11 protein-coding genes are annotated in these 14,210 nt (G+C 37.4%); 1 reads left to right on the top strand and 10 read right to left on the bottom strand.

Translation table 11 applies throughout. The features are described 5' to 3' along the window. Positions 1-54: 54 nt before the first annotated feature. From ACPWSO_RS03210 to ACPWSO_RS03185, 6 genes are all read right to left on the bottom strand, one after another. Positions 55-906, bottom strand: coding sequence for a diguanylate cyclase (locus tag ACPWSO_RS03210; RefSeq protein WP_426081359.1), 852 nt, complete (start codon positions 904-906; stop codon positions 55-57). Continuing rightward, entirely contained in the window at positions 899-2,980 is a 2,082-nt protein-coding gene (locus tag ACPWSO_RS03205) for a cellulose biosynthesis cyclic di-GMP-binding regulatory protein BcsB (RefSeq protein WP_426081358.1), read from the bottom strand. The genes ACPWSO_RS03210 and ACPWSO_RS03205 overlap by 8 nt, the downstream gene beginning before the upstream one ends. A gap of 124 nt (positions 2,981-3,104) precedes the next feature. Beyond that, positions 3,105-4,367 (bottom strand): glycosyltransferase, encoded by a 1,263-nt coding sequence (locus ACPWSO_RS03200; protein WP_426081356.1) that lies wholly within the window; start codon positions 4,365-4,367, stop codon positions 3,105-3,107. Then, positions 4,364-5,938 (bottom strand): hypothetical protein, encoded by a 1,575-nt coding sequence (locus ACPWSO_RS03195; RefSeq protein ID WP_426081355.1) that lies wholly within the window; start codon positions 5,936-5,938, stop codon positions 4,364-4,366. Before ACPWSO_RS03195 ends, ACPWSO_RS03200 begins: the two co-directional genes overlap by 4 nt. After that, entirely contained in the window at positions 5,935-7,410 is a 1,476-nt protein-coding gene (locus tag ACPWSO_RS03190) for a hypothetical protein (protein WP_426081353.1), read from the bottom strand. The genes ACPWSO_RS03195 and ACPWSO_RS03190 overlap by 4 nt, the downstream gene beginning before the upstream one ends. 17 nt (positions 7,411-7,427) lie before the next feature. Continuing rightward, on the bottom strand, positions 7,428-8,603 hold the full coding sequence (locus tag ACPWSO_RS03185; RefSeq protein ID WP_426081352.1) for a hypothetical protein: 1,176 nt from the start codon (positions 8,601-8,603) through the stop codon (positions 7,428-7,430). 358 nt (positions 8,604-8,961) lie between these two features. Between ACPWSO_RS03185 and rpsT the strand changes: the two genes are divergently transcribed. Then, positions 8,962-9,216, top strand: coding sequence for a 30S ribosomal protein S20 (gene rpsT, locus ACPWSO_RS03180; protein WP_426081351.1), 255 nt, complete (start codon positions 8,962-8,964; stop codon positions 9,214-9,216). Positions 9,217-9,374: 158 nt separating this feature from the next. Here the strand turns inward: rpsT and holA are convergent, their stop codons facing one another. From holA to ACPWSO_RS03160, 4 genes are all read right to left on the bottom strand, one after another. Next, positions 9,375-10,403, bottom strand: coding sequence for a DNA polymerase III subunit delta (gene holA, locus ACPWSO_RS03175; RefSeq protein WP_426081350.1), 1,029 nt, complete (start codon positions 10,401-10,403; stop codon positions 9,375-9,377). Positions 10,404-10,452: 49 nt separating this feature from the next. After that, positions 10,453-12,714 (bottom strand): DNA internalization-related competence protein ComEC/Rec2, encoded by a 2,262-nt coding sequence (locus ACPWSO_RS03170; RefSeq protein ID WP_426081517.1) that lies wholly within the window; start codon positions 12,712-12,714, stop codon positions 10,453-10,455. Positions 12,715-12,769: 55 nt separating this feature from the next. Beyond that, positions 12,770-13,267: a ComE operon protein 2 gene (locus ACPWSO_RS03165; protein ID WP_426081349.1), complete on the bottom strand. Its 498-nt coding sequence runs from the start codon at positions 13,265-13,267 to the stop codon at positions 12,770-12,772. A gap of 306 nt (positions 13,268-13,573) precedes the next feature. Then, positions 13,574-14,194: a helix-hairpin-helix domain-containing protein gene (locus ACPWSO_RS03160; RefSeq protein WP_426081348.1), complete on the bottom strand. Its 621-nt coding sequence runs from the start codon at positions 14,192-14,194 to the stop codon at positions 13,574-13,576. Between the last annotated feature and the right edge of the window lie 16 nt (positions 14,195-14,210).

Raw genomic sequence — 14,210 nt, 5'->3', positions numbered from 1 at the left:
CTAAAAAATGTTGCCTGTCGATTGCCAGAAACTGCTCATTTTTACAAGTTAGACTTAAACGTCGTATTGAAGCTCTTTAATAGCAGCTGACAATAAATCTGTTGATGTTTTCATTTCTCCTTCTTCATAACTGACAATTGAAATGATTAATTCTGCATGAATGTCTGTCAGCACTTCAGTAGTTTTCATTTTCTTTTGGAATCCTTCCTTGATAAGCAGGCGAATCGTTTTTAACTGAGCGGCTTCTTCAAAATTCAATATCCCCCAAGTTGGCACACTGTGATCAATGATATATTTGAAATTTTCCCGGCCAAAATTCTGTTTGATTTCATCAGATATCAAACCAATCATTTCTTTTATCTGATCATTTGTAATCATCGATTTCATACTATCCCAATAGCGAATACGAATAACCATGAGGCTAAGCATAGCTGGTGCGTTCTTCGATGCTTTGGACAGCACACAAAAGTCTTCGTCAAACATATTCAGTGTGCGCAGATTTGTTTCCTGATCCAATGCATTTAACCGAGCGTTATTTCTGCGCAACTGGACGTTTTCTGCCACTTGCTCTCTGATTCGAATTGTCACTCCATAGACTAGCAAGCAAAGAATCGGCGGAACGATTAGCCAGTAAATAAAGCCTAGGGTAAAGCCGTCTTTATACATACTGACATAAAACACATAAACTAGCTGACCAAAGAAAAACAATAGATTGAAAATCAAACCTGTGATGATATTCGTAAAGTAAGTAATTATCACTAAAATCAGTGAAATCATCAAGCAGATCAAATTAAAGAAAAAGTTATTCGGTCCGACTGCCATAAAAATGGCGGTTAACAATACAACTGTAACAAACCCCAGCAAACTGGCATCCATAAGAATTCCCTGTTTGTTGCTTTTATTCATCTAAGCCGCCCCCCTTCTTGAATCCGTCATCGTAATACCGTTTGATAATGAAATACAAGGTCAATCCAACAGTTACTACAGCCAAGATAAAGACGATTCCGTAAAGCAATGCATCCTTACGACCAATAATCCTTGAAATAACTGACTGCTCTTCTTCTGAAGATGCTTCTTTCTTGAAGCGATAATCATATCGCCGATAGTTGGAATCGACAACAATCGCATCTCCTTGATAAATAGAGGTATTAGCCTGTGACTTCAATTGAGTAGAGGCTAAATAGACATTCTCTGAATCTGTTCCTGTCAGGACTAGTGAAACTGCATCCTTATTATATGGAGAAAATAACAACTGAGCAGTTCCTATTGTTTTCCCATAATCAGATTCCACACTTAGCTTTTCGTTAGACGTAATCGTGCTAAAATCCTCGACATATTGGAAATAAAGCTGATTATTCATTTTTTTGATTAACGAATTATCTGAGGGCGTTCCTAAAATAATCAGATTATGTGCTTCAAGCTCTTTTTTAGATGGTTCTTCATTATAGAATGTAATATCACCAGTGTTACTCTGAACATAATTTCCTAACAAATTTAAGAGATTAGTCAATGTTTTAAAATAGTTAGCATCCAGTTTTTTAGGAGTAACAATCGCTAAATCAGCGTATGTCTGATTTTGAATCAACACATTGGGATAATTAGAAAAAAGAACATCCTTTGATTCTTCTGTCTTTATAAAAACATTTGAATTATTTTCAATCAAAGCCCAAGGCGTCGCACTATTTCTTAATACCTCTGGATTGTCAACATTCAAATCAAAGGCTACTTTGATAACAAATGCATCCGATACTTCCAAATTATCGGGAAAATTCAGCTGAAGACGGTCGCCGTTTGCTTTTGCTGCACTTAGCTTTTGACTGCCGATTGGCAAATCATTGACATATACGGTTGCTAATGAATTTTCAAAATCCAGATTGTCTGAATATTTCATATGAATATCGAGTGAGCTGCCGTTTACATTATTGCGGTCTACAGGTAAATCAACAAAGTAGACCTGCTCTTGGTGGTAGCTGCCTGTTAGCTTATCTCCACTTGACGTTAACGGAATATTGCCGTCAAATTCCAGTGAGGAGGTGAATGTTTTCGTATTCTCATCTACAATTTTTTCAGATTTTTCAGTTTGAGTCATCAGCTCCTGATTTGCAATATAACGTCCGGCATTCATCAACTGCGTTGTATCCTGTGACGTAACAATTAAAACGTGTTTTTCTTCACTGTTAAAAAAGCGAAGGACGGCCTTGTCAGCTGTATCGTCTTTTTTGATGTCCTTCTTATATTCTTCCGGCAGCTGATCGTATAGACCAATTATCAGCTGATATGGCAGCTGAAGAGCCTTTTCATCAGCCAAAGAACGAATCGGCAGATAGTTTTCACTCGTTGTGATAATCCGTGAAATCCCTGTGAGCGCATAGCTGGCTGCAGTTAACTCTTCCGCTTTTGCAGCTTCCGGCACAATAACTGCACTTTGTTGGTTAGCAATAGTATCAGCTCCTACAAAATGATTATAAAAAGAGTGAATTGTATTTTCAGGCAGAATTAAGTCATATTGAAAATTAACATTTGATCCATCATAAATCGTTAACCAGTTAGCTGGTGTTTGTACCAGCTTATAATTATCAGAGCCTTCTGCATTAACAATCTGACCTTCAATCGTCAATGTATTCGTGTTGCTGAGCAGCTCTAAAGGGATATCAACTGTCTGCGTTTGAATTCCTTCAGACTTCTCTGGGCGCCATGAATAGAATTTCACGCCGTTGACAGCAACCGTAATATCAGAGACCTCCGAAGACTCAAGCTGAGTAATCTGATAATTTAGATTAAACGTGGCTTTTTTTACATCCCAGTAGTCAATTTTGCTGAAGTACATGGTTGCTTTGACCGAAGTACCTGTCAGCGAACTGGTAACATTTTGAAAAGGCTGTGTATACGTATGATTACTCTGTTCCTCCGTTTCTGCATGAACAGCTGTTGGCACTGCTGAAAGCAGCAGTAGACATAACATTAAAACAAGTTTTTTCATTCCTATCCCCTCACTTCATTTCAGGCGTTTATACTCACGTTAGTGATTGACACCTCTACGTTCCAAAGTAGTTTATTGCACAATAAAAATAGCAAAAGCCACTACTATCAATCGCTTATCTCTTCTATTTGAACCGTTCAGTTTTATACCATTTTGTTGCTGTTTGTTTATGGAAAACATTCTCTTTGATATACATGAACATTCCATAAGCCGCGACCACTAGCCACATCTGACTATAAGTGACATACATCAAGCCAATCACACCGATGTTTCGCAGATTCATTTCCCCTTTTTCCGTACTGATGCTAAGATACGTACTGAAAATAAATAGAAGGACTGCTAATCCCCACAAGCTGTTACTAAATCCTTGAAGATTTGTATGAGCATAGCCGGAAACGGAAAGAACCAGAAAGACATCCGATAAAACCAGCGAAGTCATCAGTAGAAAATAGATGGATAGAAAATAAAGAATGTCAAACCGAATTTTTCGAGCTCGTTTGTCAAATAACAGTTTTGCATTCTTGACAATGACATAGATGTTTCCCTTTACCCATCGTGTCCGCTGTCTAAACCAAACGGGCAGCGTTTGCGGCTCCTGCTCCCAAGTTACAGCTTTCGGCTGAAACTTAATCTTATAACCCATCATATATATTCTAAAACTGATTTCTGTATCCTCAGCCAATGCTTTGTCATCCCAGCCGCCGATCTCCTCAATAATCGAACGCCGCACAATAAAGTTTGTTCCTGGAATAGTGCATAGCTTAAAGAGCTGAAAACGGCCGGCTTGAGCCATCCATTGAAAGGCAAGGGTTTCAATATTAATAAAATTAGTCAATATATTGGTGTTCTTATTACGCGTTCTGAACTTCCCTACAACTGCTCCATATTCTCCTCCTGCAGCCAACTCTGCTGCAAGATACCTCAAGGCATTAGGTTCTGGTGTATTGTCTGCATCATAGATGGCAATCAGTTCCCCCTGCGCTTGTTTGAAGCCAATATTCAAAGCATTGGATTTACCCTTTCCGCCAGTTACTGCATCCGTATTGATTACATGTAAATTTCGCTCAGGATATTCTAGTCCCAACCTCGCTAAAAGCTCGGCACTGTCATCACTGGAATTATCATTGATAACTATTACCTCATATTTATCTCGCGGGTAGTTAAAATTTAATAGCGCCTCTACTGTTTTCACAATCACAATTCCTTCATTATGTGCGGGAACCATGATACTGACAAACGGCGCCTTTTTTTCATCCAGCTGGGGCGGCTCTCGAGGATCGGTCCGTAAGTAATAAATATAACCAGCAATTACTAAAATCATATTTACAATTAGCAGCGACCAGATAATCAATGTGGCGCCTAGCATGATGCCGTCTGTAATTGTCATTTTCTTTTTCCTCCTCGACTAACATATTTCGAACGATAGTTTCGGTTTCCTCTAACAAATAAAATGACTAGCAGAATGAGCACTGAACCAATAAAAATAATCAATCCGGTATTAATTCTCCGAAAGAATCCAGCAAACAGTCCTTGATACTGATTGCTTAATGGTCGAACCTGCTCAGAATCTGCAAACTGACTAACACCTTGACCGTTTAGAGTAAAACGACCATCTGTATAAGCAATACGTTGTGTCTGAGTATTCAACTCAAATGTATACTGACTATCCAGCGACTGACTAAAATCAAATTTCAACTCATTTATCTTTGCCAAAACTGATTTTTCTTCAGTTTCATCCTTTGGAAAGTTAAAAGCCAGACTGACCGGCATTGGAAACAGATAGGATAAATAAGTTTGTTCTTCTTTCCACTGTACCCTGTCAAGTGCAGACTCTTCAAGTGAGTAAAAGCTTGTTGCATAAGTAGGGGCTCTATCGTCTTGAGCCCGGTAATGCATATCATCCACTGCAGGATTCTCCTCTAAAATAACCGTTTTGCCAAAGCTTAAGCCATCCAGCCGGTACTGACTATCCTGATTCCAATATCCTGGAGCGCTCAAACCGATTGGATAGATATTGTGAGAAACTAGTAGGCTAATTTGCTCAGTCATTATTGTTTGAAGCACTCGGCCGTCATTTAAATCTGCACTGTTTACAGCAGGAACAGCTAAAAAAATTACAGCGGATTCCTGTGCTTTCGCAAGGATATCTGTAAATATTTCATAGGTTAGCAAATCATTATTTCTGTTGATACTTGTTGTACTCAATGTATAATACAAAGCCATCTTATTGATTTTACTTAAAAAATCATTCGCAACCTCCATATCATTAAGGGGAGAAAAACCTTTGAATGTCAGCAGCGGCTGATAATTACTGCTCTTCCCTAGCCATTGCTGAATCAGCTCTGCACTCTGTAGAAAAACTGCTCCTTTGGTATCATACATTGGTAAAAACGCATTTTTACCCTGAATCACGCCAAATGGGTATTTCTTCTCTTCCAGTTCCTGACTAATCAACTGTCCGTAAAGCTGCCCATCCTCAGTTTCCAGTACCATGCTCTGGTCTTGATAATCCAGCAGCTGTTGAAAAGCTTCGTCATTGTGAACCAGTGTATACTGACGATGACTTAACTGCCTAAAACTGCCAGCGAATCCTGCCTGTTCAGTTTGGTCAAGTCCCATGCCAATATGCAGCTTTTTTCCTTCGAAGTTTTTGCGGTCTCTTCTAAAGTAATCCGACTGAAGCCCTTTTTCCGACCAGTTAACAAATGAAATAACTCCTGTGTATACATCATCCCTCAATGTATTTTCCAGATAAGCATTATCTTGTACAGTGTCTACTTTTACACCCAAGCTTGTTAGAAGCCTCTGCAGTGAATCAACATTTTTTTCCCCGGCATTTGCCAAGTTCAGGCTGTCATAAACTAAAAGTACCCGTTCTTGTTCAGTTGCCTCACCTTTTTGTGAAAAAGAAATCAGCGGAAATAGAACCATAATAATGAGTAAGAAGATTTTCTTCATAGCATAAATCTCCTTTCATCTGCCCATAAGCGGCCGCCTAATAAATCCGCGATAAAAATGAGCAGTAAAATATCAAAATAAACAGATGCTAAAAACAGATGGCGGGTAAAATCTGCATCTCCTTCATAAATAACAGCTAGTATAAAGGTAAGGAAAAAGTTTACAATTAATCCTAAAATAAAGAAAAACCGAAAACATAACCACTCCTGTTTCTGCTTCAGTCCCTGGTAAAAACCAATCCCATATACAACGAGCAGGACAAAAGAAAATAAGAAAAAGAAACGAAAATCTTTAGGAAAGACAGCTGCTTTAATTCGATTAAACAAGGTATAAAATAATGTTTGTTGTCCCGGTTGACTACTATCTTTCTGTAGATAATTACCTAGCTCTGTCGGCTTTACTAAATACATGTCCTGTACACCTATTTTTAACAGTGCTGGCAGTTCATCAAAATTCGCTAAATAAGAAGCTGTAACCCATATATACGTACTTTTTTTAATTAAATTTTCTTTAAGTGCCTCAGAATTTAACGGGATGGGCGAATATTCATCGTAATAGCTAGAGCCTTTGAGTAATCCGTACTGAGGATTTATCTCCCCTCCTGCTAAAATTTCTCCTGGCTTTTCTGCATTCAAAATCAAGCCTCTATTTACACTATGGTAAGCATCCCTTTGATGGGTCATATCAGGTGTTGCAGCATAGATTGATACCGTTAGACCAACTAGCCCGATTAAGGTGGCCAGTAACGTCAAACGTTGAGTAGCGCTTAACGAATAGAAGAGCAGCCCTAAAGCTGTTACTACAACTCCGATGACCAAAAAGAAATACTGCTGATAGGCTCCTGCAAAAAGAATAATTGCTAATAAGATAGTAACGAAAAAGCCATATGGACTAACCTTGACCCGAAAATAATAATAAAGGAAGCCGCAAAAATAAAGAAGACCAATATACGCAGCCGCTTCTGGATAAAACGAATTGAAATAAATAATATATGAGCCATCTCCTAACGTAAGAGCGATGATGACTGCTAAAAAATAACCACGCTTTTTATTCATGCCAAAAGAAAAAGAATGTGTAATCAAATAGATTGCAGGAAGCAAGGCCACTAAGTAGATCGCTCCTAAAAAACGAAGGTCAAACAGCCTTGTACTAAAAAACAACTGATTTAACCAAAGGGCGGCAGTAATAAATAATTGATTCGTTGAAAAAAAACCAGTATCTGTTTGATTAAAGTACTGACGAATACCATAAATATTTTGAAAATAATCATTGTATGGATAGGTTTCCGGGTTTTGAATGTATAAATTATTTTTATTCAGCATCATGAAGTAGTCGCCATTATCGGCTAAACCATTAATAGGCGGAATAAAGAGCAGCAGAATAGCAGGGATTGCCACTAAAAGTACAGCGAGACCTGCCGGAGAGATATAATGACTAACTATTTTTATAGATTTTTCAATTCTTTCTTTCATAAGGTTCACTCCTTTTATCATATTCCATACGCAAGGAGTGCCATTAGATTATTAAACGAATACACTTCTTTCGTTATCGTATCACCAAAGCCGCCATAAAGAATACTCGTTGGATCCATTGTCTGAAAATTTTTCAAAATCTCTATTGCCTGCGTATATAATTCCTGATCATCAACAAAGTAACCAATCAAAGCGGCAATTGCATAGCTGGCTGCCGATTGATTTTTATCAATTGCATTTCCATTTAAATCATAAGAATTGAACAATGTTCCTTTTGCTACCCGATCTTTAACAAAGGCAATACTCGTTGGTTGTACTTCACCAATCTCTGCCAAGTAGCGAATAGTTAGTAGGGACTCGATGATATTAACCCCATTCCCATCCTGATATTCTTCCTCTTTATAGCTGTATTTTTGATGATATAGCGGAAAATCATCTGAAATATAACCGTTTTTAGCAATATTCACTTGGTACTGCAGATAATCTTTACTAATCCCGTGCATTTGATAAAGGTAGGCAAGTGTTTTGTAATCTAGATAAAATAAAGAAATATCTTGAGATTTTTCTTTATTTTCTTCATCATAAAAGTCAATCAATAGACCATTGTTGGTTGACTGCTTTAAAAAATGAGTACTGATAGCTTTCACTTCTTTTTCGTAATTAAATGCATCATTGCCGAACTTAGCTTCTGCAATAATCAAGGCACGCATAATACGCAAATCATCCAAACTAGCATTCACTGGATAGCGTTTCCCCTTCTCACTAACACGATAACTGAACTGTGTCCCGTCATAAAACATTTCCTTCATTTTTTTGTAGAAAACATCAAATCGTCCCTGCGTATCTAAAGCCGCTAAGTCCAATAAATAGATCCCTGCTGATTCACTCAAAAGATCATGGCCTGTTGCTTCATTTTTCTGGGCTCCATCCGGGAGGTAATTAGTGATGATCTGTCCATCAGGCATCAGCTTTTGCTGAATAAAGTTTTTCAGTAAACTCCGACGGTTTTTCGTATCTTCATCTGATCTTTCTAAATTTAATACAAAATCAGACGGTCCAACAGTCATCATTTCCTGAACACTTTCATCAACTGAGGCAACATTTACATCCGTATTTTCACGATTTTTCAAAAATAAAAAACCTCCAATTACCAACAGAGCAACAGCTGCAATCATTAGTCCTATCTTTTTCATAACCTATCAAACTCTCCATTATATTTGCTTCCATTTTACATTCTTAACTAATTTTTTACCAACAATACACATAACACTTACTTATGTATTTTTTTAAGAAGAATCCAAGCTAAAAGCTTGACTTTTTAAAGAATCGATTTCCTAAAAAATATCTATTTCATAACATTTTAGAGTTAATTCTTGGTTAGAGCCGAAGTTATTAGATAAATTAAGCTTTTCAAAATTATTTTTGCTGTTAAGGAAAAAAACTTGTCATCTTTTATTGCAATGCCTGATTGGATTCGGTATAATGATTACTGTTGAATTACATTTTAGACTTTCTAGAATGTAAGACCTTATTTTATCGGAGGTGAAATAAATGCCAAATATTGAATCTGCAATCAAACGTGTGCGTACAAGCGCGGACGCTAATGCAAAAAATTCATCTCAAACAAATGCGATGCGTACAGCTATCAAGAAATTTGATGAAGCTGTTGTTGCTGGTGCTGACAATGTAGATGTCTTATATAAAGATGCTGTTAAAGCTATTGATATGGCTGAAACTAAAGGTTTGATCCATAAAAATAAAGCAAACCGCGATAAATCTCGTTTAAGCAAAAAAATTGCAAAATAATCGATGATTAAGAAGTTGACTTTGGTTAACTTCTTTTTTTGTAAAAAAAGCTAAGCCTTTTAAATCTAATCAACAAGTCGTTGTTAGCATTTTAAGGCTTAGCTTATATTTTATTATTTTATTTTGGCGGCTAGTAAAATGGCATTAGCGGTATTTTATTAAAGAACCTGCGTTGATATCTTTAATATAAACAGCTCAAATAACAATTCCTTAGCCATTTTTCCAGTTTTCACTGCAAAATCATTTTCAATTAATTCATCATAAATTTTTTCAAGCCTAGTGAGTTCAAACCGTTTGCTTTGCTGCATGCCAAGTTTAATTCTGTACGGATGGATTTTTAAAGCCTCTGCTATATTTGCCTGCTGATAGCCTAATTGAGCTAGTATCTTAATTTGCAGAAGCAGCCGAATTTGACTTAGTAAGATTGCAGTTAGCTTAATTGTTTCCTCTCCTTGTAAAAGTAAATCCTGATACGTTTGAAGCGCCTTTTCACTGTTTCCGGAAAGAATTTCCCCAGTCAAGTCGAAAACATTATGTTCTAATGACTTCGGCACTAACTCCTCCACTATATCTACAGAGATTTTCTTGTCTTCTGAGGCAAACAGAAATAGCTTTTGAAGTTCGCTAATAATCTTGGTTAATTGAAAATCAGATAAATATAAGAGTAAATCAAAAGCCTTTGGCTGAATGTCATAGCCTTCATTTTGAATGGTCTGCTGCACGTAATTCCGAAGAGTTTTTTCATCCATCGGCGATACATCTACCACCACTGCTTTTTTCTTAAGAAGTTTTGTAACCTTTTTTCGTTCATCCAGCTTCTCAACATTTGCTAAAAATACAAGAATCGCTGTATCTGAAGGCTGTTCCAAGTAGTCCATTAGTTCTTTTAAATCATGTTCTGGACCGCCGGCCTTCTTTTCACTTGTTAGAAAATAAGGATCATCCACAAAAACTAATCGATGGTCGCCAAAAAACGGCAAGGTTTCAGCTTCTGCTAACGCCATTGAAAGAGTGGTTTCCGACATATCATAGGATGTTACATTGAACTCCTCGTCTTCCGGCTGAAACAACTGTCTTAGAAGCTCTGTTTTGAACAGCTCGCTTAAATAGGTTTCCGTTCCTAAAACTAAATAAACCGGAGCAATTTTATTCTCCCTTATCTCCTTTAAAACTGTTTGTAAACTCATCAGATCCCTCTTTTCTCTTATTCATCCTACCATTACTATCTACGAAAATCTAGTCAGAATCTAAAACCGTATTTCCTTTAGAAAGAGCTGTAAAAAGGTGCCAAGTATAATAAACCATGCCCTGTTGATCTGTTCGATAGATTTGAATATTATTCTCCTTCAATCTACTAAGAATTTCTTCATGAGGATGTCCAAACCTGTTCTCCCTGCCACAGGAAATAACAGCATCTGTCGGAGCAATGAGCTCCAGAAATTTAGAGCTGGTCGATGTGCGGCTGCCATGATGCCCAACCTTTAGAAGATCTGTTTTAAGTGTGGGAAAATTGGTTATCAGCTGTTGTTCCCCTGCTTCTTCTAAGTCACCAGTAAATAGCAGACGACGGCCTTTAATCTGCATTTGAATAACTACAGAGTCATCGTTGCTTCCTTTCCCAACTTCAATGGGAGCCAGCACCTTTAAGTCAAAGGAGCTTTGTAAAACTGTTTCTCCAGCTAGCAACGGGTAACAACGTGTTCCTTTACTACGTAAAGCTCTAAGCACTGCCTGAAAAGATTTTTTTTGCTCTGCCCCAGCCCCAAAATATACGGCATGGATCGGTATAGCATGATTTATTTCCAGCAAGTCTCCCATATGATCTGTATCGCTATGAGTAATAATCACTTTATCCAGCTTCTTTACACCGCGGCTTTTAAGAAACGGCACAACCGTGTATGCTGCATTGCTTTTTTGATGTCTGAGCTGCCAAGGTTCCTTGGGAAAGGCTAGACGTCCGCCAGTATCAATCAGAATTGACTCTCCTGCTAACGGCTTCTGAATAAAAATACTGTCTCCCTGGCCTACATCAATAAACGCAACAATCCCATTCTGAAAAAAGTATTTTTGGTTTAACAATAGCAGTAGCAGTCCAGCAGCCAAAAGTGCATACGAAAACTTCTTTCCTAAATAATATAAAAGCGTCATAATCAGCCCAATTTCAATAAAAAATAACCATAGAGGTATACTACCGATAACAACTGTAAATATATTGTGTGTGCCAACCCATTCAAAAAAACGATTTAGATGCACCAATGCTGCTTCTAAAGCTTGGCTGACTATTGGCGGCTGATAGATTGTCGATGCGATAAATACAGCCGTTAATATTGGCAAAAGCAGCCACTCAAACACAGGCATCAACAGAAAGCTTAGCAAAACTCCTATCGGCTGCCATTCGTAGACTGATAGACCGAGAATTGGCAAAGTATATAAAGACAGAAGACCAGAGAATAAAAGCTGCTTGATTAGATAGTTTCCTTTGTTGCTTTTTTTCAGCGCCTCAGTAGTAAAGAGAATACCAAAAGAAAGGAAATAGCTGAATTGACCAGCTAGTGTGAATAATAAAAACGGATCAAATAAGACACCCAGCAGCAATGTTATACTCCAAATATCAAGAGCGGAAAGATGCAGCTGATACCGCTGATTTCCTTCCATAAGATTTTTCTGAATCAATGCTCGAGATACACTGATAGAAAAACCGGCAAGACCTGCGTAGAAAAAGGAGACAAGTAACTGTAGCCAAAAGAAGGACTCAATTGTTAGCCCTGTTCGCAACGCTGCTGATTTAAAAACTTTTGTATAAAATGACACGTGCATACCCGAAAGACTAAAAAGATGAAGAATTCCTATGGATTGAAGCTGTTCACTTTGTTCCGACTGGGCGCTTTTTTCACCGAACAGCAACAGCTTTAAATAATTGGCAGCTGTCTCAGGAAATTCTTTTTCACAATATAATAATGCTTTTTTTCTAACTATGGTCAAATAGGCAAAAATATGATAAAACGGCGGCTTTTCTACGGTAATCCTCTGAATTTCTTTAATCGTGAATACTTGGTTGATTCCACGATAACGAAGCATTTTCTGATAATCAAAACCATTTAAGTTGGTAGCTGAAGCAGGACTTTCCAGCGTGCCGGATAGATGCAGCTTTAACTTTTTATCCATCCTGAGCCAAAATTTCTGTTCTTTTTCATTAGATAGATAATAGGATGCACGAATAGCAAGTTTTTTTTCATCTTTAATCAGGGTTCCGTCTATTTGAAGCAAATCACCTCTAAGGTTAATTTTATCTGGTTGAACAAATAAAACAGAAACTGTATCTCCCAGAATTGCTTTTTGTTCAGCGCGCTCCTGCAATCTGGTATTTATTGAAAAAAAAAGAACAAAAAAACTGCACAAAAAACCCGCTGTAATGATCGGACGGTTTCTTGTGCATAAAAGTCTGAGTAGGACCAGCAGACAAATGCCTACAGTCAGAAAGCTTCTTTGTAAAGACAAACAATAAACGGAAACAGCTAGAGCTACTGGAAAAATCCAGTAGTTATTCAGCTGTTTAACTGTCGCTGTCAATGACTGTACTATCTTCTTCTCCTAATTGAAGTTCAGCAAAATACTTTTTGGATAGTGTTACTTTTTCGGCAGTTGCTCCTGCTTTGGTAATTAGTTCAACTGCATATGGATCATTGCGATAATCTTTCAAATAGTGAATTTTTTTAATACCTGCCTGTAAAATCATTTTTGTACATTGGAGGCAAGGAAAATGAGTCACATATATTTCAGCATGCTCCGTTGGTATTCCAAACTTAGCACACTGTAGAATTGCATTCATTTCAGCATGAATTGTTCTAACACAATGGCCGTCTACAATATAGCAGCCGTCATCAATACAATGAACATCTCCGCTGACAGAACCATTATAGCCGCCGGCAATAATCCGCTTATCCCTTACAACTGTTGCACCAACTTCTAATCGTGTACACGTGCTTCTCAAAGCTAGTAATACGCTTTGCGCCATAAAATATTGATCCCAAGGTATTCTTTCTAAAGTCATAGCTTCTCCCTTCTATATAAATCGAAACAAGATAAATCTTCATTTCTTTATCTGTAACAGGTACTAGTCAATCGTAAAAGTACTGTGAAACAAAGAAATGAATAAATCGGACCTAGCTATTTACAAATATTTTGCTGAAAAAATAACTATTATAAATCCCATTGAATTCTTAGAAAGTATTTTTTCAATAAGAGTCAGGCTATCCATTTTCTTTTTAAAAGAAACAAAATAGATTATTAATGGAATTTATATAGTTAAATAGTACGTGAATAAAAAAACGCCGTCAATAGTCTTTACAATTTATTTTTATGAAACAAAAATATCGTCTTTAAGTTTTTCAATTGTTTTCTCGCCGATTCCTGTAATATTTGTTAATTCGTTAATAGATTTAAATTTACCATGTGCTTCTCTGTAGTTAATGATTTCCTGCGCTTTCTTTTGACCAATACCGCTAAGCGTCATCAGTTCCTGTTCACTTGCCGTATTCAAATTTACTTTTCCTTCTGCTGCCTCTTCACCAGCCTGTTCAAAGAATGCAGGGGAATCAGAGATTTCGCCCATTTTAGGAACATAAATGACCATCTGATCAGAAACACGCTGTGAAAGATTAATCTGATTCTCGTCCGCCTCTTCTTTCAAGCCCCCTGCCATTTGAAGTACATCCCAAACACGCATTCCCTCCTCTACCTCATAAATTCCCGGCTTCGCCACAGCTCCCTTTACATCTACGAAGAACTCATGAGATGTAACCGGCAGTTCAGAAGAGATAGTTTCGTTAGCACTGAAAGAAGTCTCTGTCCATGAAAGCTCTTCATCGATTAACGTAGTATTTTCCTGATTTAGTACGAATATACCTATGATGAACAAGATAAGCGCTGCACTACCTCCAATAAATTGATAGCGGTGGTTTAAAATAAATTCTTGCATATTCCTCCCTCCTAAA

This window comes from Enterococcus sp. LJL51 (genome assembly GCF_049894025.1).
Taxonomy (GTDB): domain Bacteria; phylum Bacillota; class Bacilli; order Lactobacillales; family Enterococcaceae; genus Enterococcus_L.
Note: the sequence above shows the minus strand (reverse complement) of the source record. Positions and strands in the feature narration are given on the sequence as shown.

Excerpts from the sequence above, each read along its gene's own strand:
- ACPWSO_RS03205 (WP_426081358.1), bottom strand. The coding sequence starts at position 2,980 with ATGAAAAAACTTGTTTTAATGTTATGTCTACTGCTGCTTTCAGCAGTG.
- holA (WP_426081350.1), bottom strand. The coding sequence starts at position 10,403 with ATGAGTTTACAAACAGTTTTAAAGGAGATAAGGGAGAATAAAATTGCT.
- ACPWSO_RS03185 (WP_426081352.1), bottom strand. The coding sequence starts at position 8,603 with ATGAAAAAGATAGGACTAATGATTGCAGCTGTTGCTCTGTTGGTAATT.
- ACPWSO_RS03210 (WP_426081359.1), bottom strand. The coding sequence starts at position 906 with ATGAATAAAAGCAACAAACAGGGAATTCTTATGGATGCCAGTTTGCTG.
- ACPWSO_RS03200 (WP_426081356.1), bottom strand. The coding sequence starts at position 4,367 with ATGACAATTACAGACGGCATCATGCTAGGCGCCACATTGATTATCTGG.
- ACPWSO_RS03160 (WP_426081348.1), bottom strand. The coding sequence starts at position 14,194 with ATGCAAGAATTTATTTTAAACCACCGCTATCAATTTATTGGAGGTAGT.
- ACPWSO_RS03190 (WP_426081353.1), bottom strand. The coding sequence starts at position 7,410 with ATGAAAGAAAGAATTGAAAAATCTATAAAAATAGTTAGTCATTATATC.
- rpsT (WP_426081351.1), top strand. The coding sequence starts at position 8,962 with ATGCCAAATATTGAATCTGCAATCAAACGTGTGCGTACAAGCGCGGAC.
- ACPWSO_RS03165 (WP_426081349.1), bottom strand. The coding sequence starts at position 13,267 with ATGACTTTAGAAAGAATACCTTGGGATCAATATTTTATGGCGCAAAGC.
- ACPWSO_RS03195 (WP_426081355.1), bottom strand. The coding sequence starts at position 5,938 with ATGAAGAAAATCTTCTTACTCATTATTATGGTTCTATTTCCGCTGATT.